This is a genomic window from Kribbella sp. NBC_01505 (assembly GCF_045040285.1).
Taxonomy (GTDB): domain Bacteria; phylum Actinomycetota; class Actinomycetes; order Propionibacteriales; family Kribbellaceae; genus Kribbella.
In genome coordinates this window covers 224,523-244,915 of record NZ_CP109425.1, presented here as the reverse complement: position 1 = coordinate 244,915, position 20,393 = coordinate 224,523, and the positions used below count along the sequence as shown (strand labels likewise).

17 protein-coding genes are annotated in these 20,393 nt (G+C 65.0%); 12 read left to right on the top strand and 5 right to left on the bottom strand.

Features of this window, described 5'->3' with window-relative positions; all coding sequences use genetic code 11:
- Positions 1-44: 44 nt before the first annotated feature.
- Positions 45-1,361 carry an acyl-CoA dehydrogenase family protein gene (locus OG474_RS00875; protein ID WP_405060215.1) on the top strand — a complete coding sequence of 439 codons (1,317 nt, stop codon included), beginning with the start codon at positions 45-47 and terminating at the stop codon, positions 1,359-1,361.
- The gene (locus OG474_RS00870) at positions 1,361-2,572 is read left to right on the top strand and encodes an acyl-CoA dehydrogenase family protein (protein ID WP_405060214.1); all 1,212 of its coding nucleotides are present in this window, start codon (positions 1,361-1,363) and stop codon (positions 2,570-2,572) included. Before OG474_RS00875 ends, OG474_RS00870 begins: the two co-directional genes overlap by 1 nt.
- A 40-nt stretch (positions 2,573-2,612) precedes the next feature.
- On the opposite strand, the gene OG474_RS00865 is transcribed toward OG474_RS00870, so the two are convergent.
- On the bottom strand, positions 2,613-3,824 hold the full coding sequence (locus OG474_RS00865) for a tyrosine-type recombinase/integrase (RefSeq protein ID WP_405060213.1): 1,212 nt from the start codon (positions 3,822-3,824) through the stop codon (positions 2,613-2,615).
- A 480-nt stretch (positions 3,825-4,304) separates the two neighbouring features.
- Between OG474_RS00865 and OG474_RS00860 the strand changes: the two genes are divergently transcribed.
- Positions 4,305-4,520, top strand: coding sequence for a hypothetical protein (locus tag OG474_RS00860; RefSeq protein WP_405060212.1), 216 nt, complete (start codon positions 4,305-4,307; stop codon positions 4,518-4,520).
- Here OG474_RS00860 and OG474_RS00855 read toward each other — a convergent pair.
- The 3 genes from OG474_RS00855 to OG474_RS00845 form a co-directional block, all read right to left on the bottom strand.
- Positions 4,507-4,698: a S41 family peptidase gene (locus tag OG474_RS00855; protein ID WP_405060211.1), complete on the bottom strand. Its 192-nt coding sequence runs from the start codon at positions 4,696-4,698 to the stop codon at positions 4,507-4,509. The two genes, OG474_RS00860 and OG474_RS00855, sit on opposite strands and share 14 nt — an antisense overlap.
- Before the next feature lie 560 nt (positions 4,699-5,258).
- The gene (locus tag OG474_RS00850; RefSeq protein WP_405060210.1) at positions 5,259-6,335 is read right to left on the bottom strand and encodes an alpha/beta hydrolase fold domain-containing protein; all 1,077 of its coding nucleotides are present in this window, start codon (positions 6,333-6,335) and stop codon (positions 5,259-5,261) included.
- A 519-nt stretch (positions 6,336-6,854) separates the two neighbouring features.
- Entirely contained in the window at positions 6,855-7,142 is a 288-nt protein-coding gene (locus tag OG474_RS00845) for a hypothetical protein (RefSeq protein ID WP_405060209.1), read from the bottom strand.
- Between the two features lie 867 nt (positions 7,143-8,009).
- Here OG474_RS00845 and OG474_RS00840 point away from each other — a divergent pair.
- From OG474_RS00840 to OG474_RS00830, 3 genes are all read left to right on the top strand, one after another.
- Complete coding sequence (locus OG474_RS00840; RefSeq protein ID WP_405060208.1) at positions 8,010-8,177, top strand: hypothetical protein; 168 nt, start codon at positions 8,010-8,012, stop codon at positions 8,175-8,177.
- 605 nt (positions 8,178-8,782) lie between these two features.
- Positions 8,783-9,832: a tetratricopeptide repeat protein gene (locus tag OG474_RS00835; RefSeq protein WP_405060207.1), complete on the top strand. Its 1,050-nt coding sequence runs from the start codon at positions 8,783-8,785 to the stop codon at positions 9,830-9,832.
- A gap of 325 nt (positions 9,833-10,157) precedes the next feature.
- On the top strand, positions 10,158-10,487 hold the full coding sequence (locus tag OG474_RS00830; protein ID WP_405060206.1) for a hypothetical protein: 330 nt from the start codon (positions 10,158-10,160) through the stop codon (positions 10,485-10,487).
- 350 nt (positions 10,488-10,837) lie between these two features.
- On the opposite strand, the gene OG474_RS00825 is transcribed toward OG474_RS00830, so the two are convergent.
- Positions 10,838-11,275 (bottom strand): hypothetical protein, encoded by a 438-nt coding sequence (locus OG474_RS00825; protein WP_405060205.1) that lies wholly within the window; start codon positions 11,273-11,275, stop codon positions 10,838-10,840.
- A 197-nt stretch (positions 11,276-11,472) separates the two neighbouring features.
- On the opposite strand from OG474_RS00825, the gene OG474_RS00820 reads away from it, so the two are divergent.
- The 6 genes from OG474_RS00820 (at position 11,473) to OG474_RS00795 (ending at position 20,392) form a co-directional block, all read left to right on the top strand.
- Complete coding sequence (locus OG474_RS00820; protein ID WP_405060204.1) at positions 11,473-12,525, top strand: DUF4185 domain-containing protein; 1,053 nt, start codon at positions 11,473-11,475, stop codon at positions 12,523-12,525.
- 15 nt (positions 12,526-12,540) lie between these two features.
- Positions 12,541-12,732, top strand: coding sequence for a twin-arginine translocase TatA/TatE family subunit (locus tag OG474_RS00815; RefSeq protein ID WP_405060203.1), 192 nt, complete (start codon positions 12,541-12,543; stop codon positions 12,730-12,732).
- Between the two features lie 112 nt (positions 12,733-12,844).
- The gene (locus OG474_RS00810; protein ID WP_405060202.1) at positions 12,845-13,465 is read left to right on the top strand and encodes a class I SAM-dependent methyltransferase; all 621 of its coding nucleotides are present in this window, start codon (positions 12,845-12,847) and stop codon (positions 13,463-13,465) included.
- A gap of 252 nt (positions 13,466-13,717) precedes the next feature.
- Positions 13,718-16,252: a right-handed parallel beta-helix repeat-containing protein gene (locus OG474_RS00805; protein WP_405060201.1), complete on the top strand. Its 2,535-nt coding sequence runs from the start codon at positions 13,718-13,720 to the stop codon at positions 16,250-16,252.
- Positions 16,253-16,298: 46 nt separating this feature from the next.
- The gene (locus OG474_RS00800; protein ID WP_405060200.1) at positions 16,299-19,220 is read left to right on the top strand and encodes an ATP-binding protein; all 2,922 of its coding nucleotides are present in this window, start codon (positions 16,299-16,301) and stop codon (positions 19,218-19,220) included.
- Between the two features lie 104 nt (positions 19,221-19,324).
- Positions 19,325-20,392 (top strand): LLM class flavin-dependent oxidoreductase, encoded by a 1,068-nt coding sequence (locus tag OG474_RS00795; protein WP_405060199.1) that lies wholly within the window; start codon positions 19,325-19,327, stop codon positions 20,390-20,392.
- Position 20,393: the final 1 nt, after the last annotated feature.

The window sequence follows — 20,393 nt, the reverse complement described above, 5'->3', positions numbered from 1 at the left end:
GGGTCACGTGACTCGGGTTGTAACTTCGGTTTACAGTGACGGGTATGAGCCTTCTGGAGCGGACGCGCGGTCGGGAACGGCGACGGGACGTCATCGGCGTCGGGGTCGCGTGGCTGAACCGGCTGGCCAAGTCGCGGACGATCGACCGGTTCGGCTGGCGCAAGCAGACCGAGCGGGTGGTGTTCGAGGCCACCAAGAGCGGTTTCCGGACCGCGGGAGCGCTCTCCCGGAGTTTCTCGGCCGCCTCGAAGCTGGCGAAACCGTCGCGGCTGCCGTCGGCGCGGGGGAGCGGCAAGTTCGACCTGACGCCGACCGAGGACCAGCAGACGGTCGTCGAGGTGGTTCGCGACTTCGCGGCCGAGGTGCTGCGCCCGGCCGCCGCCGTCGCTGACACGGAGTGCGTGACCGAGCCGAAGGTGCTGACGTCGTCGGCCGAGCTCGGGCTGAGCCTGATCGAGGTTCCCGAGGAGCTCGGCGGCATCGTCACCGAGCGCTCCGCGATGACCGGCGTACTGGTCGCTGAAGCGCTCTCTCACGGTGACATGGGTCAGGCCGTCGCGTGCCTGGCACCGGCCGCCGTCAGTACGGCGATCTCGCTGTGGGGCGACGAGACCCAGCAGGCGACGTACCTGCCGGCCTTCACCGGCGACTCGGTTGCGGCGGCCGCTTTGGCGATCCTGGAACCGCGTCCGCTCTTCGACCCGCTCGACCTCCGGACCCGAGTGGTCGGCGGCAAGCTGACCGGGGTGAAGTCGCTGGTCCCGCGCGGCGCCGAGGCTGAGCTCTTCGTCATCGCCGCTCAGTTGGAGGACCGCGGCCCGGCGTTGTTCCTGGTCGAGTCCGGTCATCCCGGCATCACGATCGAGGCCGAGCCGTCGATGGGCTTGCGCGCGGCTTCGCTCAGTCGCGTGATCCTGGACGACGTACCGGCTGTTCAGCTCGGCACCTTCGACGACTACCTGGAGTGTGTCCGGCTCTCGCGGCTCAGTTGGTGCGCGCTCTCCCTCGGTACGGCGAAGGCCGTGCTCGACTACGTGACGCCGTACGTGAACGAGCGTGTCGCTTTCGGCGAACCGATCAGTCATCGGCAGTCGGTCGCCTTCATGGTCGCGAACATCGCGATCGAGCTGGAGGGGATGCGGCTGGTGACGTATCGGGCCGGATCCCGTGCTGAGCAAGGGCTTTCGTTCGCCCGCGAGGTCGCGCTCGCCCGGCGGCTGTGCACCGACAAAGGCATGCAGATCGGCACCGACGGCGTACAACTCCTTGGTGGACACGGTTTCGTGAAGGAGCATCCAGTCGAACGCTGGTACCGCGATCTGCGGGCCATCGGCATCATGGAAGGCGCGGTGCTGGTCTGATGATCAACCTCGAGACGCCCCGCAAGTTCCGGGCCTTCGTCAACCAGGCGCACCAGGTCGCCGCCGAGATGCTCCGGCCGAACTCGCGCCGGTACGACCTCGCCGAGCACGAGTACCCGGTCGAGCTGGACATGCTCGCCGCCATGGTCGACGGATTAGGGGCCTCGGGCACCAGTTCCGGCGCCGGCGCGGCCGGAGTACGCCGTACCGAAGGCAGTGAAGACAGCGGTGTGAAGAACGGCTCGAACCTGTCGTCGGTCCTGTCCATCATGGAGATGTCCTGGGGTGATGTCGGCCTGCTGCTCTCGATGCCGCGCCAAGGCTTGGGTAACTCCGCGATCGCCTCGGTCGCCTCCGACGAACAACTCCGCCGCTTCGACGGCGTCTGGGCCGCGATGGCCATCACCGAACCGGAATGCGGCTCGGACTCGGCCAGCATCCGCACCACCGCCCGCCGCGACGGCGACGACTACCTGATCGACGGCGAGAAGATCTTCGTCACCGCCGGCGGCCGCTGCGACGCCGTCGTCGTCTGGGCCACCCTCGACAAGTCAGCCGGCCGCGCCGCGATCAAATCCTTCGTCGTCCCCAAGGACACTCCCGGCGTCACCGTCGAGCGCCTCGAACACAAACTCGGCATCCGCGCCTCCGACACCGCCACCATCCGCTTCGAGAACGTCCGCGTCCCGGCCGCCAACCTCCTGGGCACCCCCGAGATCGACCCCGGCAAAGGCTTCGCCGGCGTCATGCAGACCTTCGACAACACCCGCCCCCTGGTCGCCGCCATGGCCGTAGGCGTAGCCCGAGCCTCCCTCGAACTAACTCGAGATCTCCTGTCCGAGGCCGGCATCGAGATCGACTACGACCGCCCCACCCACCGCCAACCAGCAGCCGCGGCCACCTACCTCCAACTCGAAGCCGACTGGGAAGCCGCCCACCTGCTTGCCCTCCAAGCCGCCTGGATGGCCGACAACGGCCGCCCCAACTCCCTCGAAGCCTCCATAGCCAAAGCCAAAGCCGGCCGCACCGCCAACGACGTAACCCTCCGCTGCGTAGAACTCACCGGCTCCCTCGGCTACTCCGAGCACCACCTCCTGGAGAAGTGGTCCCGAGACAGCAAGATCCTCGACATCTTCGAAGGCACCCAGCAGATCCAGCAACTCATCGTCGCCCGCCGCCTCCTCGGCAAGACCTCGGCCGAGCTGAGATAGCCTTGTAGGTAAGGGGAATCGTGGCTGCTCCGACCGAGCATCAGACCAGACCCGGTCCTGGATCCGGCTCGTCGTATCCGGTCCCGATTTGAGGCCTGCTCCGTCGCTGCTCCGTCAGCCGCAATCCGAGTCGCTCGAGCCGACGGTCCACGGCCTGACGAGCCCGGTCGTGGGACGAGGCAAGCATATGCGTGTACATCTGCAGAGTGAAGCCCGGATCGTAGTGACCGAGGTACTCGGAGAGCTCTTTGATGTTGACTCCGTCCGCGAGGGTGATGCTGGCGAAGTAGTGGCGTAGCGCATGCATGCCGGCTGTGTAGTCGGCCTGGTAGTGCTTCCGGCCTCGCTTGTCCTTAGTCGGTGGTGGGATGACGCCGGCAGCCACGATCGCCGGCTTCCAGACCAGAAGGTTGTACAGATCAGCTCGGAGCGCCCTGTCGTCACCCCAGGTGAAGAGGAGCGCATGCGTCCGTGGGGCGCCGTCGACTCGTTCCCACGGCAGCGTGATGTTCTTCGTGCCAAAGGTTTTGATGTGTTCCTTGGCCAGCTCGGCCAGGCGCGGTGACATCGGTACGACGCGCTCTTTGTCGTTCTTCGGCAGTGCATAGACCCAGGTCTGTCCGAGCCGCTTGATCTGACGGCGGACTCTGATCACGCCTTCGTCGAAGTCGAAGTCCTCAAGCGCGAGCCCGAACAGCTCACCCTGACGCAGGCCCGCAGCCGACCCAATCGTCGGGATGAGCCGATACCGCTCTGGGTGAGCCTCGATGATCTGCTCGACTGTCTCGTCCGCCCAAGCAACGACCTGCGAGAACCGCCTGGGCGGCTTCTTCACGACCTTCGACTGCCCCGGATTCCGCTTGATGAGCTCATCAGCCGCCGCGAGCTCAAGACACCCGTTCAACACCAGAAACGCGCTCCGGGCCGTCGACGGCCCGTAGGTCGTCATCAAGTCGGTCAGCCACACCGCAATCTCGGACGGCAAAATGCTCTTGACCATCCGCTTCCCAAAGGTTGGCGCAACGTGAAGTCTCCACTTGGACTCGTACTGAATCGCGCTGGCCGGGTCGATCGTCCGCGACTTGATCCACCGTGCCCAGACCTCCTCGAGCCGAACCTTCCCAGCATTCGGATCCAGGTAGTCTCCCCGATCCCGATCAGTCTCCTTTCCTGACGCGTACCGCAACGCCTCCGCCTTCGTCGCGAACGCCTTCGACCGCTCGTCCCCCTTGGGATCGATCCAAACCCCCAACCACCGCTTTCCCCGCCCCCACCGCGCCTCAACCCGCTCCCGCGTGACCTTCCCATCCGCCTGCTTAACTGCCCGAGTCCACTGATCCTTCGCGTGCGCCACCGAGTGTCTCCCAGATCGCCGAGCCAACGACGCTCAACGCCTGAGACCAGGAGACTTTGATGTGCTGACGTGGACAGGCCGGCCAGGCGCTGCGGGGCAGGGATGTGCAGCAGGATGGCCAAGTTGCGGATCACGCGCTGCATCACCCAACTGACCGATCGAGCCCAGACGCGTCGGCCGCCGGTGGCGTAAGCGATGGTGCGTGGCGCTTGGGTAAGAGGGGCGGTTAGAAAGGACTCGAACTCCGAACCACCGCTTTATGAGGCCAGGGTTGCCGATGTATCGCATCGCTGATCAGATGATGCCGCTGACCTGCTTACTCTCCTTGGAGAGTGATTGTCTTTGACCACAGAGAGCCAACAAATGCCGTTCAATCCAATGAGTAAAACCATGGGCTGCGGCGTGGCTGAGTACCTACGCACCCTCGATACCGAGATCGAGTTCGGCAGCCGTGCGATCGCCGGTCATCTCCAGAACGGTTCGAGTGCGGCCACCGCCGTCTCGATTACTGGTTCGCGGGGGCTGATGACGTCTGGCACGACGCCGACGCCCTCCCAGTTGGTGCCGGTGACGCTGTCGACTACGTGGGCCTGAGGCAGGTACGCCAGAACCGTCGGCGAGAGCCGGATGGTGTGATGTGATCGGCGGCGCCAGGCGTGGTCTCGCCTACGACCGTAACCCGGCCCCGCACCCGCAGGTGATATGCGAGCGCTTCGCCAGACGAGAAGGTGCCCGGGCCGACGAGGACGGCGACCGGCTGCCGCAGACTCATACCGGACGGTAGGCAGTTGGCATCACAGCATCGTGGAACGCACGCATCTCCGCGCCGGTGCGCCATACCTCGTATACGCAGAACCCATCACCTATGGGCGCGGTCAGGGCCACCATCAGCCCTTGAGGTGCCACGAACCTTCCGGACAGTGACCCCAACTAAGATTGGGTTGTCTGGAAAAGGGAAGATGTTGCCGCGTCCGAAAAAGAATTTCGCTCCGGAGTATCGGGGCGAAGCCGTGAATTCGGTGATCGAGACTTCACGTGCTGTCGCTCAGGTCGCCAGGGAGCTGGGTATCAATCCGGAACCCTCAGTAACTGGGTGATTGCCTATAAGCGTGAAAATGCCGATGGTGCGATCTTCCACTCCGACCGGGGCAGTAATTACACATCCGCCCAGTTTGCCGAGGCAGTGAAGAATAACAACATTCGTCAATCAGTCGGCGGACCGGTATCTGTAGCGAAAATTACAGTTACTAGGCTGTCCGGAAACGCGTGGCACCTCACTGCCGTGCTAGCGAGCCTTGGCGGATGCCATTACGGTAGCGCGGCCCACAATGTCTATTCGATCGGCGTGGGATATGTGCTTCGGGAATGATCGGATCGGAGCGCTCGATCGAGGAAGGCGTGGATCGTGTCGAGGGTCGGCTGAGGCGGTTGGTCGTGGGGGTCGACGGGGCGGCAGTTCCGGGTTGAGGTGACTGCTGCGGGCGGGTTGTCGGGGAGAACGATGTCGGGGCTGTGGCCTACACCGGGGACGGAGTAGAGCGTTGCCGGACGGCAGGCGTGCTTCAGGGCTCGGATGAGTAGTTCGCTTTGGTGGTGGGGGACGATCGTGTCTGCTTGGCCGTGGGCGATGAGGAACGGTGGGTCGTTGGGGGAGACGTAGGTGATGGGGTTGGCCGCTCGGGCGCGGTCGGGACATGTTTGGATCGCGCATCCCACGAGGAGCGATTCTGCTGACCCTGGGTCGTCGTGGCAGTTGCTAAGCCCGAAGATCTGGTTGAACTCCGCACACGCCCCCGGCAGCATGTGGTCGTCCATCTGCAGGAAGTCGGTGGGTCCGTAGATGTCTACGACGGCCTGGACCTTGCTGGACACCCCGGTGACACCGACGTTGCCTTCCAACCGCCGTACGTCGCCGGTAACGCCGGCCAGTGCGGCTGTCCAGCCTCCGGAGGAGTCGCCCATGACCGCGAAGCGTGACGGATCGATCCCGTAGGTGTGGGCGTTGGCTCGTAGCCAGCGGATGGCGGCCTTGACGTCGTGGACCTGTGCGGGGAATTGGGCCTGCAGGCTTGAGCGGGTCGAGACGCCCGCGACGACGTACCCGGCATCGTTGAAGTATGGCGCGAGGGCCTGGGCCTCCTCCTTGCCGTCGTCTCGGAGCCAGCCGCTACCGCCCATGAAGATGAGCAACGGACGCTTCGACGTACCGTGCTGGCTTGGCACGTACAGGTCCAGCAGATGGCCTCTGCTGGAGCTGGGCTGGGCCGGCGCATAGGCGATGTCGGTGTGGACCTGGACCTTGCTCGGCGGAGGGACAGCCGACGAGGGCGGAGCGGTTGCGAGCCCCACGAGCAGCAGGGCAGCAAGTGCCAGGCAGGTCGGACGTGCTCGACCTGAGGTGCGAGACATGGGCCCTCCATGATGTTGATATGAACGACCGCCGCGGTCGTCGCTCAAGGCCAGTAGGACGGGTAGGGATTCAAGTGCGGTGAGGGATGGATGTTGGTTTGCCTAGGCCAACTCGGTGGTCGGGAAGAGGGTCTTCTTGGTCTGGGTGCGGAGGCGATGGTAGAAGTCATCCATGGTCAGGACGGTTGCAGCGTGCCGGTCGATGATGCTGGCCAGTTCTGGCGAGACACCGTCGGGTCTTCGACCTGCGGTCCAGTCCCTGAGGAATGCTTCATGGTCGGTTTCGATCCGGATGCCGTCAGGCAGGTGGTGGCGGAGGAGATGAGCTCCTGTATAGGCGCGGTCGTAGCAGAGGTGGCGTGAGAGGAACTCGGACTCGGGCGCTGGCAGGTCGAACCCGCGGTACAAGGCAAGGCCGAAATCGGCGAAGTAGATCTCTTCGCCGTCGGTGAGGAGATTGTTGAAGTGGGCATCGAAGTGGACGAGCCCCCCATGTGCTCATGAAGTCAGCCCCGCTCATCAGGGCTTCCTCTGTCCATGGGTACATCCTGGGTCTTGATGGTCATTGAGCCAGCTGCTAAGCGTCCACGGCACGAATTCCAAGAAGACGACTAGGCTGTGCGAGGAGCTGGCGATCGCTTCCACTCGCCGATGGACCGCCTCCGAACCCTCCCAGTGCGCGACGGTCGCCTCGACACCACCCATGCCGTCCGCGATTCCTTCCGGCGCGGAGTCGGGCTGGATCCGCCAGTGGTACATCAACGGAAAGCCCGTGTACTGGTTCGCGAGCACCCAGTTGGTGGTCATGGTATGCACCGCTAGTTCACGCCAGGCGCCGAACCCGGCCGAGCCCACGCCGTACTCGTAGAACAACGGAAGTTGGAGCAGGTTCGCCGTCGATCGCGCGTTGCTCGGGAGCAGTTTTCAGGTCCGTCAGCGCGACCCGCTTGACGAAGACCCGACGTCCGGCCACCCCCAACATTGCCAACCGACCACCGATTCCGGACTCCAGCGGCTCTCCGGCAGCAACGATCTGAGCAAGTTGGTGATCGCTCAGCAGCGACAATCGGGTGGACATGGACTCATGAGCAGCTAGTCGCGGTGCAAGGCGACCACTTGGTCGCTCCATGAACTTCACCATTCCTGTCATCGGCCGCGTTGCCGTCGCCGTAGCAGCGGGGCGTCGCCGTAGTGGATGTGACCTGCTGCCCAGGTCGACCTGCTCTGCTTCGCGGGCTGCGCGCGGCATGGTTCCTCCAAGAATGCCAAGCCAACGCCTTGCCCGGACCCTAGCCTTCCGACCTGTGAAAGTGCTGGGACGCAGGAATGGGGGACAGGGGCTGTCCCGCTCAGGGTGGATCGGCACGGTGTGTGTCACCGGCCCACAGAGAACCTTCAGGGCACCAGAACGTCTTCCATCCATCGTCGCTGCTGAGAAGTGGCGGCCTGGCGTGGGGCCGAAGACGCTCTGCGAACGCACAGGAGAACGAACTGATGTACAGAGGAGTTTCTTCGCGGCGACATATATCGCGGCGATATCGGCGCCCGCACAGCCGCCCTGTTCAGCGACACCCTGGCAGTCGTCAACGCAAAGTTCGACACCGGCCTACCACCTACCGCAGATCAGTACGAAGTCGTCCTGACCGGTGCCTGACCGACCTGATGGAGGCAGTGATGAGAACGAGCAGAGTGCGGATTGGGCAGATCACCGCAGCGTTGCTGGCAGTCGTCGCGATGCTCGGCGCAATCGTCGGGAACGGTGCCGGTCCTGCGAATGCAGGCGAAGAACCCGCTCACGAACCCCCAGGAGGCATCTTGAACCACAACCAGGTCCTGCTCTAGCAGGCCGGGCGGATCTGCCCAGCGTCGCCCTAGAGAGAGTATGCAGGCTTGGTCGCCTTCTACGTCTACGACCCCGTCAAGTGACGTCACTTGAGTTTCGCCGGACAGGTCGCGGTCAGAAATCTATTCAACCGAACGAGAACGAGGGGTCATGTCAGAGACAGTCAGGGCGGGCAGGACTGACGCAGCTGCCGGACAAGGTTCTGTGCGCACGCTGCGGATCGCATCGCTCGCAGTTGCTGCCGGGATTGCTGTCCAGTTGATTGGAGTCAGTGAATCCTCGGCACGTGTGATCTGCACGGTTGCCGAGTGCGGAACCAACCACAACGAGCGGGCGGCCCGGGATGGAATGCGCCTCACATCGCTCCTGGGGGTGGTCGCGTCTCTGGGGGCTGCGGGCGGTCGCGTCTCTAGGGGCCTATCGCTGCCTTGGTTGTGCAGTCGCCCGGTGTCGTGGTCACGCTCGATGCTGCGCGGGGCTCTGTGAGTTTGGCTCGTCGGATGGACGAGGAGCCCAATGATCCTCCTGAAGATCCTGAGCCGTGTCCGCCGAATGGTTGCGGTGGGAACCACAATGAGTCGGTCGTGCGAGATAGCCGGCTGGAATGAGCGACAGACCGCAGGATGGCCAGGCTGTGGTGCTCATTGAAGAGGCCACGGCATTGGCGGCTCATGACACGCATGCGGCAGGAATTGTTGCACTGCGGGCGGCTGCGTATCTGGAGAGCAAGGAGCGGTACGACACGCTTGTAGCGGCCGCGCGACTCTTCACTGCTTCGACGTCCTGGAGCGAGGCCGCGATCGCTTGGAAACTCGCGGCCGACTCGACAGATCACGGGGGTGCGAAGGTTGGGCTCCTGTCGAGCCGCGCCAAGACGGAGAGATCGGCAGGCCGTTGGGGGGACGCGGTGTCCACATACAGGGAAGCGCTGGACTTGGCGGTTCAGGAGTTCGGCTCGGGCTCTCCAGAGACCGCGGCTATTCGGCATGATCTGGCTATGACGCTGAAGTACACCGGCGGCTTTGTCGAGGCTGAGCGGCACTACCGGGACGCCTTGAACTACGCAACGGCTGCTGGGGATTCAGCCTTCGCCGCCGTGATCTATCACAACCTCGGTGGACTCGCGCATGCGTGTGGCCGGCCGACAGAAGGCGTGGAGTGGGCTCGTCAGGGACTGACGATCCGCAGGACGCTCAAGCCGAATCCCGTTGCTGTAGCCGCCGATGAGGGAGCGCTAGCAGCCTTGCTGATTGACAGCGGCTGCGGCGAAGAGGCCGAATCACTACTGAGCCGAAGTCGGGAAGTCTTCACCGAGCTCCTGGGGCCTGATCACTATGAGGTTGCGGTGATAGATGGCAACCTCGCGACCATCTCGCTCGACTGTGGTGATCTGGCGGTCGCGGAGCATCGTGCGTTGCGTGCACTTTCTGGAAAGGAACGGGCCTTGGGGGAGCAGCATCCCGAACTCGCGCCGACACTCACGACGCTAGGGACGATTCGTCGTCGCCAAGGCGACGTGTCCGGTGCGATCTCGTTCCACCAACGTGCGTTGAGCGTGCTTGCCGAGCATGTCGCTCCTGATCATCCGCTGCTGGTTACGGTCATCAGCAACCTCCAATTTGCCCAGTCGGCCAGGGATGATGGTGAGCGATGAGCGGAATGTTGGAGGGGGCCCGGGATGGATGACACTCCGCAGAACGCCCCGACTGTGCTGCCTGTGTTGCGTGCAGCAGCGCTCGATGCTGGCTTCGTGATGTCTTGTGACGAGCGCACCGGCAGCTTGTTGGCTGTGCTGGCCGCGACTCGACCGGGCGGTCGCACTGTCGAGCTTGGTACAGGGGTGGGTGAGGGTACGGCGTGGCTGCTGAGCGGGATGGATTCGACCTCCCAGCTGGTCTCGGTCGAGCTTGACAGGGCCGTTGCGGCGGTTGCGAGCGAGCAATTGGGAGACGATCCTCGACTGAAACTGGTGACCGGCGATGGTGGGAAATGGCTCGAAGCGTACGCCGGGCCTCGTTTCGACTTGGTGTTCGCAGACACCCGGCCGGGAAAAGTCTACGCACCTGGAGCAGGCCCTGAATCTCGTTGCCTGGGGTGGCATCTATCTGATCGACGATCTCTCTCCACAGGTCGGCTGGCCGGAGGGTCACGAGGACTCGGTCAAGCGCCTGTTCGCCGAGCTCGAGGGGCGTGACGACTTCCATTGTGTGCGCCTGGCGTGGTCGAGCGGACTGCTGATGGCAGTCCGCTCGCAGGCGGCCGGTAGGCGTGCTGGGGACAGCGATCGTGAGGGCGTTGCTGAGATCTGAGTCGTGGCCAGCGGTGTCTTGAACCGCGACCGTGACGGTGTGGGTGCTGCCGGGGTCGAGAACCCCTCGTTGTTGATCAGGTCTCATAGCCGCAATGAGGTATCTCCTGTGATGGTGAGGGCGCAGCTGCCGCGTGCGTCGAAGGTGGAGAGGATCGTGCGGTACGTCGTACCTGGGCGAAGGTAGCGTCGAGGGTGACGTGGTACCCGACGACACCGAAAATTGTCCTGGGCCGCGTCTCAGGCGAGGGACAGAGTGCTCCCGGACGCCGCGGTCGCGCGGAAGTTGGCCGTCGTCGATCCGGTCGTTGCGGCCCCCGCCATCGTGAACGGCATTGTCTGTCTCAGCTGTCAACTGGCCGTCGGCGAAGCCGAACAGGTTGTCGTCGCCACCGCGACCTCGCAGCGTGTCGCTGCCGGTGTCGCCGTTGAGCTCGGACACGATTCCGGGACAGACGATGCTCGACGCAACGATGTCGTGAGGTCGCCGAGGTCGATCCGTAGCTTGCTGAGATTGAGGATCGGGCAGCGGACTGTCTTGGCATCGACTGCGATACAGCCCGACGACGGGATCATGCTGTCCGACTCGTCGTGCGCGAGGGCCGACTCACGGTCGCTCGTCGCAGTGGTCTGATTGGCTTTGCCGGGAGCGGCACTCACCATCAGTACGCCCGTCTGTGGCTGAACCACAGTGGCGGCGCGCGCGGGTGGTCCAGCGTTGACGATCAGGAACGTCAGCGGCAGGACAACGCAGAACTGCAGGCCGATCCGAAGCACTCTTCGAGACATCGCTTCCCTTCCGCGGGTTGACTTTGGCTCGAAGCATCCCGCCTGCCCCTGGGAATCCGCTGGATTCGCCGACGCGGAACCCACAGGTGACCTTCACGCTAGTTGAAGGAGAGAACAGTCAACTCATGTTCTCCGAGCGGTTACCCAGGGGGGTTTCCTAGCGTCCTGGTACCTGGAGAGAAAGTGGGGCAAGGCATATGAAGTTGGGGCGTCGAGCGTTCCTGGGGACGGCATCCGCCGCCGGGCTGGCCGTCGTGATCCCGCACGTCGCGCGAGCGGAACGGCCGGGCGGTGCGGTCTTGCAGATCCGGTTGACCGGTGTCGGGACCCAGGCTGCGACCCGGTGGGGTGTGGTGGGTTCCGAGCTAGGCGTTCCGTACGCCGTCGGCGACGAGGAGGTGCGGTTCCTTCTCGGTGACACTTTTGGAACACCGTGGCCGCAGAACGGCCGCGAGGCCATGCCGATGGTGATGCTCAGGTCAAGGACGCAGCCGGGCGTCATCGTGTTCGACGGCGTGGTCCACGACCGACCGGCGGTCCGGATGGAAAGCGGACGGCAGGGGGTCGGCATCGACGGAGTGTGGGAGGAGACGGCACTTCCGACCGATGGTATCTGCCTACCGGACGGTCGTCATGTCATCTCGTACGTCAGCGTCGCTCAGCGGGACGGAGCATCGTACCAGTCGAGCTACGCGGGACTGGCCACGTCGGACAACGGCGTCGACTTCCGCCGTACCAACGTGAAGTGGTGGAACAACCCGACTCATGACGACCCCTATCAGTTGCGAACGATGCAGCAGGACGGTCGATGGGTCTATGTGTTCTCGGTGCCGTCCGAGAGACGACCCGGCGGCATGATGCTGCGTCGCGTGCGCTGGGACAGTCTGCTGGATCCGGCGGCTTACCAAGGCTGGAACGCGCACGAACGAGCGTGGGGGAGGCCGTGCAGCCCGATCGTCGACGGATCTTTCGGTGAGCCGTCGGTACGGCGCCTGAAAGACGGCACCTGGGTGATGTCCTACCTGAACGCGGACACCCACCGCATCGTGACCAGGACCTCGGCGAGTCCGATCGGACCTTGGTCGCCCGAGAAGGTTCAAGTGACCTCATCACAAGAGCCGGGTCTGTACGGCGGTTTCGTTCACCCTTGGTCAACGCTCGACAATCTGCACCTCGTTGTGTCCGCGCGACGTTCCGTCGCCGGCATCTCGACCACCTATCGCGTGAGCCAGTACGCCGGCTCGGCCTAGCCCGAAGGAGTACCCATGATCCCGTACCTCGGCATGCCCCAGGGTGGTGAGTGGCTCGTGATCCTCGCCATCGTCATCCTGCTCTTCGGCTCGGCCAAGCTCCCGAGTCTGGTCCGCCAACTCGCCAAATCCAAGAAAATCTGGGAGGAGGAAGTCATCACGAAGGGGCCCGACGCAACCGAAATCGCATCGGACCGTCAGATGTGAGTATTCGATGCGCATTACTGAGTAGGGCTTAGCTCATGATCAATGACCATGGTTGGCAGTAGGAATCTCTTGAGAAAGGGAGGCGATTGACGATGTTGATCGAGAGCAGGAGATGACGACCGTCGCGCAGAAGTCCTTGGCCGCGATCTATGATCCGTTCGTTTGGCTGGGGGAGCGTCGCGGGATGCGACGGCATCGCTCAGACCTGCTGAGCGGCGCTCGTGGGCGTGTGCTCGAGATCGGAGCCGGGACCGGGCTGAACGTTCCGCACTATCCCAATGCGGTTCAGGAGATGATTCTCACGGAGCCAGTGCCTGGGATGTTCGAACGTTTGCAGCGCAGGGCAGGCCAGGACGCTCGGGCGACGCTGATGCCGGCTGTCGCGAGCTCACTTCCGGTCGAGTCTGCAAGCGTGGATACGGTCGTTTCTACGTTCGTACTGTGTACCGTTCCGGACGTGGACGCAGTCCTGACGGAGGTGCGCCGTGTTCTGAAACCGGGGGGACGGTTCCTATTCTGCGAGCATGTACGCGCCGATGATGCCCGGAGTGCCGCGAGGCAGGACCGTTGGGCGGATGCCTGGGCGGCATTCGCCCAGCAGTGCCGCTGCAACCGCGACACGATGGAAGCGCTGCAGAGCCACTTCCAGCTGACGCGCGTTGAGCGACGCCATTGGCTCGGCATGCCAAGCCTCGTGAAGCCAGTGATTGTCGGCGAGGCCGTGGTGAGCTGAGCCGCCGAACCGACTTGAGCCACCGCGCTCCCCGAACTCCAGATCGAGGATGAGCTCGGCTGCCGCTCTCCCCGGTCACCACCGAGACCCCGAAGCCTGCCTCGCCTACACCCCGCCCTCGGTGGCTCAGCCGTCAGTCAGCTCTTCGCTCCCATTTTGGAGCGAAGAGCCGTGGGCCGGTCGGCTTCCCAGCGGCTTCCCAGGACCGGATGACAGGTTCCTCAAGAAGGCGACAAGGGGAATGGGAGTCAGATGTCTTCGAGGGTGCGCGATCTTACGCGAGCCGGATCCAGGTTGGCAGTCCTAGTGACCAGCCTAGGACTTGTGGCAGGCAACTTATGGGCGAGCCCTGCCTACGCGGACAAGCCAGGACTGGACTGCCTTTATGGAGCGCAAGTGCAGTCATTCAGCGTCAGCGCGGGCGCGATCAACCTCGGCGACAGCATCACTGTCTCCTGGAGTGCGACATTGCCACCGAACTGCTCCAACTTCGTGCACCTCAGCATCTACTCCGTCCCCGAGTTCAAGATGACGGTTCCGACGACAGGAACCGTGATCCTCACTCCCAATGCGGACAAGGAGTACCAGCTCTTGGTGACCTCCTTGGATGGCACGAACCGCTCGCTGGCACGCAGACCCGTGACGGTGGCACCACCTCCGAAGGAGGTGACGATCTCGTCCGACACCCAGGCCGACCTTTTCGTTCGGGCTGTCGAGATCCCGAACACAGTCGTGCGGCTCTGGGCCGACGTCAACCTCAACCTGACGCCTTGGAGCCGGATCGACATCGCAGCCGGTGTCCGGATCTTCGGCGGGCGAACCTCGACGAATCCCGGGGCGCGGCTCTACGTCAGGGACGCGAATCTCTGGGATCGGACCAGTTTCCTGGTCGTTGCAGGGGATAACGTGCGGATCAGCGGTGTCCGGATCGATGGCGGCAACATGGGGATCGTGAGTGTGGACACGGACGCGTCCGCCGGTATCAGGATCGCCTCGAAGGTGAACATTGAGGTCGACAACAGCGAGATCTACGGCTGGTACGGAATGGGCGTCTGGGTGGTGGGTGATACCGGCCGGGTCAACATCGACAACGCCACGGCTGTCCGAGTACATGACAACTTCATCCACCACAATCGCCGCTACCGTAGCGAAGGGTACGGCGTCGCAGTCGGCTCCGGCGCTTACGCGGTGATCGAGAACAATGTCTTCGACTACAACCGGCACGCGATCGAGGCCGGGCACCAGGAAGGTACTGGCTACCTCGCATATCGCAACCTGGTGCTGACCGAGGGCGGTCAGAACAGTCCGGTCGGGCTGGACACCCACATGCTGGACGTGCACGGCTCCGAATCCTGCGGTGGCAAGCAGGCATGGTGCGGACGGGCCGGCGAGTACTTCGACTATCGGTACAACACGATCTACTACAACGACAGCAACTCGATCACCGTCCGTGGCCGGCCGACCATCCGCGCTGACGTGACCCAGAACGTTTTCTGGCTGGGCGGCAACGGCGGCGACGCTCCGATCTACCAGACCGACGGCGACAACCTCCAGGCCTGGAACAACCTGTTCGGTGTGCAGAGCCTGAATGATCGCAAGTCGTGCGACTTCGACGGCGATGGCGAGAAGGACGAGTTCCTGGCCACCGGAATCACCTGGTGGTACAAGGCAAAGACCGGCTGGCGGTATCTCAACACATCCACTCGGCGAATCTGGGAGCTTTCGCTCCGGGATGCTGACAAGGACGGCCGTTGTGACGTCATTACGCCGGACCTGACGGTCTTCTCCGGTGGCCGGTCCGCGCCGACGCTGCGAAGCGACCTTTGGTGGTCACCGGTTTCCGGCCGGCTGTCCGTGTGGAAGCTGTACAACTCGACCATCCACAGTGTGGTGCAGCCAGAACCCCTGGTCGCCTCCAGCACGACAGTCCTGGCAGCGGCGGACTTCAACGCCGACCAGGTAGCCGACCTGGCCACCCGGACGTCGAACGGCATCGTCCAGGTCCAGCTCCTGGATGCCGCGGGCAAGGTAGATCTCACGGCTACCAGGTCAACAGTGCCGGGCGTCATGCCGCTGACGGTGAAGGCGGCGGGTTCTGGCGACTTCAACGGAGACTCACGGGCTGACCTGGTCTGGCGTCACCCGAACGGCGAACTCGAGATCTGGTTCGCCGGTGAACGCGGAAACGCTGCCAGGCCGACACACAAGAACGAAGGTGTATCGACCTCGCTGGACTGGCAGGTGAAGGGCTTGGGTGACTTCAACGGTGACGGTCGCTCGGACATCGTCTGGCGGCACGCCAATGGCCAGGTCACCATCTGGTACATGGACGGCGCGCAGATGGTGGGCGAGGCAACTCCCGGTGGCCAGGATCTGGCCGGCGACTGGCAGCTCCAGGCGGTCGGCACCCTCGACGGCAACGAGATCGCCGACATCCTCTGGCGGCACCGCGACGGCTCCCTCGCCATCTGGCTGGACGGTTCCAGCTGGCGCACCGTCTACCCCACGAGAGGCAATCAGCCAGGCGCCCACGTGCCCCTCAGCTGGCAGATCATCGGTCTGGCCGATACCAACCAGGATCGCCGCAGCGACATCATCTGGCGTGATGCCGACGGCACCGTTCTGATCTGGGAGATGGACGGTGCCCGCCAGGTGCGAGAGTCCGAACAACTTGAGCAGCCGTCGACTCGGGCTGTGGCGGCACTGTCCCAGCACATGAAGCGGAACTCCGGCATCAGCAGCGTCCGCCGCGTCAGGTGCCGGCTGAGGAGCAAATGCACAGGGTAACCGGGGTACTTCGTCGTATTCTCGTGCCACGATGAATGGTCCGCAAGTGGAGTTCAGGGTGTTGGGGCCTCTTGAGGTTCTGCGGGACGGGCGTCGGGTGGAGCCGAGCGGCGGCAAGCTGCGGACGCTGCTGATCGACCTGCTGATGCACCGTACGCAGTACCGGACGGGTCCCCAGCTCATCGACGACCTCTGGGGCGGCCAGCCACCAGCCACTGCGACTGGGATCTTGCGAAACTATCTGTCGCAGCTACGGGAGTTGGTCGGGGCAGATCTGCTGGTACGACGGGGTCCCGGCTACGGCATTGACAGTCCGGCCGACCACCTCGACAGCGAGCGATTCGAGCAGCTGGCGGAGCAGGCGCGGAGTGCGGATCGGAGCGGCGATCTTGCCGCCGTTGTCGACCTGACGACGGCGGCGCTTGCCCTGTGGCGCGGTGAGGCCCTGGTCGATGTGGCCGATGCCGACTTCGCGCAGCCGCATCTGGCCCGCCTCAATGAGTTGCGGGAGGCAACAACCGAGCTCTACCTGGAAGCGCTGATCGGGGTGGGCCGGGCCAAGGAGGCGATCGCCTTGCTGGAGGAGTCCCTGGTCGTCGATCCGTTGCGCGAGCGGCTGTGGTGGTTGCTGATGCTGGCCCAGTACAGGTGTGGACGCCAGGCGGACGCGTTGCGCTCCTACCAGCGGGTCCGGACCGAGCTGACCGACCAACTCGGAGTCGAACCAGGTGTCGAGCTGCGCAGGCTCGAAGTCGCGATCCTCAATCAGAGCCCAGGACTGGACGATCTGGTACGGCGTACGGCCGCGCCTCCCGTCGTACAGGGTCAATCCGTTGCCGGCGTGGTCGTCGCGCGTGCGCCACGGCGCTACCGGACTGCGTTGCTGGGGCGAGAGGTCGAGCTGGACGCACTGGTGGGGCGGGTCGAGGCCGGTGCGGTGCTGACCCTGACCGGTGTCGGCGGTGCCGGCAAGACCCGGCTGGCCGTCGAGGTGGCCGGGCGGTTGGAGGACCGATGGCTGGACGGGGTCGCGTTTCTCGACCTCGCACCGGTGATCGACGAGAACATGGTCGCCGCGGCCGCGCTGATGGCACTGGGGCTCGACGAGGAGCCGATCCGGCCACCGATCGACACCGTGACGCGGGCGCTGCAGAACCGGCAGATGCTTCTGGTGGTCGACAACTGCGAGCATGTGCTCGCCGCCGCCGGGCAGCTGGCTGACGCGGTTCTCGACGCGGCGCCCAGCTGCGCCGTCCTGGCTACCAGCCGGCTGCCGTTGGGCATCGTCGGCGAGTGGGTTTGGCCGGTGGGGCCGCTGGCCACCGACGGCGAGCAGTCCGGTGCGGTCCAGCTGCTGGCGGAGCGGGCCGCCGCGGTGAACCCGGACTTCCGCAGCGACCGGCAAGCCGTCGAGCTAGCGCGGCGGTTGGGTGGGTTGCCGTTGGCCATCGAAATGGTCGCGCCCTGGACCCGCACGCTGTCGACGGCCGATATCGCGGACCGCCTCGACCAGCTGATGGCCATCGGTGACCGCAGCAGACCGGAACGTCAGCAGCGAATGGAGGCGGTCTTCGACTGGGGTGATCGCCGGCTGGACCCCGATACCCGCCGGGTCTACCACCGGCTCGGCGTCTTTGTCGGCGACTTCGATTTGGCCGCGGCCGAAACCGTCGTGCCAGCCGAGGCAGGTGAGCAGCCCGGGGTGCTGCCGGCGCTTGGCCGACTGGTCGACCACTCGTTGGTGACAGCCGAAACGTTGAGCGGACCGACGCGGTACCGGCTCCTGGAGCCGGTTCGGCAGTTTGCAGCGGCCCGGTTGCTGTCCGACGGCGAAGATGTCGAGGTCCGCGGTCGCCACCTGCTGCACTATCGGTCGGTCGCGCTCAGGATCGGTAAGCATGCGGCCGGGCCGGAGGCGACCAGCTGGCTGGCCCGGGCCGATAAGGAGATCGCCAATCTGCGGGCCGCTCACGACCATGCACTCCGGATCCGGCGGGCGGACGATGCCACGATCCTGGCCGGTGGGCTGTATTGGTACTGGTGGATCCGCGCGTCCAGCTCCGAGGGAATCGATCGCCTCAGCCGCTCGCTGGCACTCGATCCTGCGCCCGGACCGCGGTCCCGGGCCCGGATCGGCCTGGCGTCCTTGCTGATTCAGGCCGACCGGCTGGAGGAAGCCCGGGAGCAGGCCGAGGCCGCGCTGTCGGATGCCAGGATTGCCGGTGACCCTCGGCTGGAGGCCCATGCGCTGGGCACCGTCGGCCGCGCCGCGAGCGATCGTCTCGACTACGGCCTGGCCGCGACGATGCTGCAGGAAGCCCAGACCAGATTCGAAGCGCTGGAGAACCGGGGCGGAACCGCATGGTGCCTGTTCGTCCGTTATGCCGCCGCCCCGTCGCCCGATGCCCAAGCTGCGGCGCTACCCGGCCTGTATCGCGCACATCGGCTCTACGCCGAGGAGGGCGCGCCCTGGGGGCAGGCGTGGACGTCGTGCCTGCTGGGACTAGCTGCGATCCGGGAAGGACGGATCGATGCCGCAGTCGAGCTGACCGCAGCGAATCGCCTGATCGACGAGAACGGTCTGCGTGACGATCTTGCGGTCTACGCGAAGTCGTATCTCGGTGTTGTCTACGCCCGGGCCGGCCAGCTGCGCGCCACCGTCGAGTTGCTCGCGCAGGCCTTGACGATCGCCGAGGTGTTCCCCGACCGGCGGCCGTTCGCCGCCTGGCGCTGGGCACTCGCGGAGGCTGCTGCCGCCGACCCCGAGCTGTTCGCCCGTTCCCTTGGATTTCCGATCGACCGCACCAGTTCCCTCGTCGACCCGAAGCGGATCGCGGCGCTCCGCTCGACGGCGGTCCGGACGCTGGGCTCGGGGCGCGCCGAGCTCCTGTTCGCTGCGGGCGTGTCCGCGTCCGACCATCAGTTGCTGGCCGAGCTCGAGGCGTCGCTACCCAAACGAGGCCGCTGAGCGCTCGCTGAACACTTGCTGAACGGTCCACCGGCACTCTGATCAGGTATCGAGCTGCCGGACGAAAGGACCATTGTGAGTCTGCACAGCACACTGAGGTTGCGATGAGCGCCGTACGCCGCGGAATCGCGCTCACGCCGATGGAGACCCGCGAAGACATCATCGTTCGCACCGCGCTGCTGGCCGACGAACTGGGGTACGAGGCGTTCGCACTGCCAGAGGCCTGGAGCCTGGACTCGACCATCATGCTCACTCGGATCGGGCTGCAGACCCGGCGGATCACGCTGGTAGCGGGCGTCCTCTCCGTGTGGGGCCGGACACCGGCCACCCTGGCGATGACGGCGGCCACACTGCACCGTCTCACCGAAGGCCGGTTCGTCCTCGGGCTGGGCACCAGCACGGCTGCCCTGGCCGAAGGATTCCACCGGACTCCCTTTGAACGACCCGCTGCCCGACTGCGCGAGGTCACCCGCGAGGTGCGGCACCTGCTCAACGGCGGACGTGCCCAGTACGACGTACCGGGGCAAGCGCACGAACTGATCGCGCGGCCGCTCGCACTGGGACTGCCGGCGATCCCTGAGCTGCCGATCTGGCTCGGGGCGATCGGTGATCGTACGGTCGAGGTGACCTCAGATCTGGCCGACGGCTGGTTCCCGGCCTGCCAGACCCGGCTCGGCCTCGCGGAGCGTGCTTGGCAGTTCAGCCGGCCGATAACTGTTGCCGCGGGCCCTCTGACCGTCGCTGCCGCCGATCCGAAGACGGCACGGACCGCTGTCTCCAGCGGCATCGTCTGGTACCTCTGCGCGATGGGCACCCACTACTCGGCGGCTGTGGTCCGCCAAGGCCACGGTGACGCGGTTCAGGCCATCCACGCCGCGAATCCGAGCCCCAGCCCTTTCAGCGGCATCGTCCCGGAACGCGCACAGGCGTTGATCGACGAGCTGACCGTCAGCGGTACTCCGGATCAGGTCCGCGCCGGTCTGGCGGCCTGGGACGAGGTCGCCGACATCGTCATGTTCGGCCTGCCACCGGGCCTGCCATGGCACCAGATCGAGGCGACTGTGCGCGCCGCGGCGCCGGCGGCCACCATTCCTACAACACTGACGGGGGTGTCGTATGACGAAGGTCTACGACGTATCGGCGACTCTCGCCGAAGCAATCCGGTCTTCTGAC

Excerpts from the sequence above, each read along its gene's own strand:
- OG474_RS00875 (WP_405060215.1), top strand. The coding sequence starts at position 45 with ATGAGCCTTCTGGAGCGGACGCGCGGTCGGGAACGGCGACGGGACGTC.
- OG474_RS00870 (WP_405060214.1), top strand. The coding sequence starts at position 1,361 with ATGATCAACCTCGAGACGCCCCGCAAGTTCCGGGCCTTCGTCAACCAG.
- OG474_RS00860 (WP_405060212.1), top strand. The coding sequence starts at position 4,305 with ATGAGTAAAACCATGGGCTGCGGCGTGGCTGAGTACCTACGCACCCTC.
- OG474_RS00855 (WP_405060211.1), bottom strand. The coding sequence starts at position 4,698 with ATGAGTCTGCGGCAGCCGGTCGCCGTCCTCGTCGGCCCGGGCACCTTC.
- OG474_RS00850 (WP_405060210.1), bottom strand. The coding sequence starts at position 6,335 with ATGTCTCGCACCTCAGGTCGAGCACGTCCGACCTGCCTGGCACTTGCT.
- OG474_RS00845 (WP_405060209.1), bottom strand. The coding sequence starts at position 7,142 with ATGACCACCAACTGGGTGCTCGCGAACCAGTACACGGGCTTTCCGTTG.
- OG474_RS00840 (WP_405060208.1), top strand. The coding sequence starts at position 8,010 with ATGAGAACGAGCAGAGTGCGGATTGGGCAGATCACCGCAGCGTTGCTG.
- OG474_RS00835 (WP_405060207.1), top strand. The coding sequence starts at position 8,783 with ATGAGCGACAGACCGCAGGATGGCCAGGCTGTGGTGCTCATTGAAGAG.
- OG474_RS00830 (WP_405060206.1), top strand. The coding sequence starts at position 10,158 with ATGGTGGGAAATGGCTCGAAGCGTACGCCGGGCCTCGTTTCGACTTGG.
- OG474_RS00825 (WP_405060205.1), bottom strand. The coding sequence starts at position 11,275 with ATGTCTCGAAGAGTGCTTCGGATCGGCCTGCAGTTCTGCGTTGTCCTG.
- OG474_RS00820 (WP_405060204.1), top strand. The coding sequence starts at position 11,473 with ATGAAGTTGGGGCGTCGAGCGTTCCTGGGGACGGCATCCGCCGCCGGG.
- OG474_RS00815 (WP_405060203.1), top strand. The coding sequence starts at position 12,541 with ATGATCCCGTACCTCGGCATGCCCCAGGGTGGTGAGTGGCTCGTGATC.
- OG474_RS00810 (WP_405060202.1), top strand. The coding sequence starts at position 12,845 with ATGACGACCGTCGCGCAGAAGTCCTTGGCCGCGATCTATGATCCGTTC.
- OG474_RS00805 (WP_405060201.1), top strand. The coding sequence starts at position 13,718 with ATGTCTTCGAGGGTGCGCGATCTTACGCGAGCCGGATCCAGGTTGGCA.
- OG474_RS00795 (WP_405060199.1), top strand. The coding sequence starts at position 19,325 with ATGAGCGCCGTACGCCGCGGAATCGCGCTCACGCCGATGGAGACCCGC.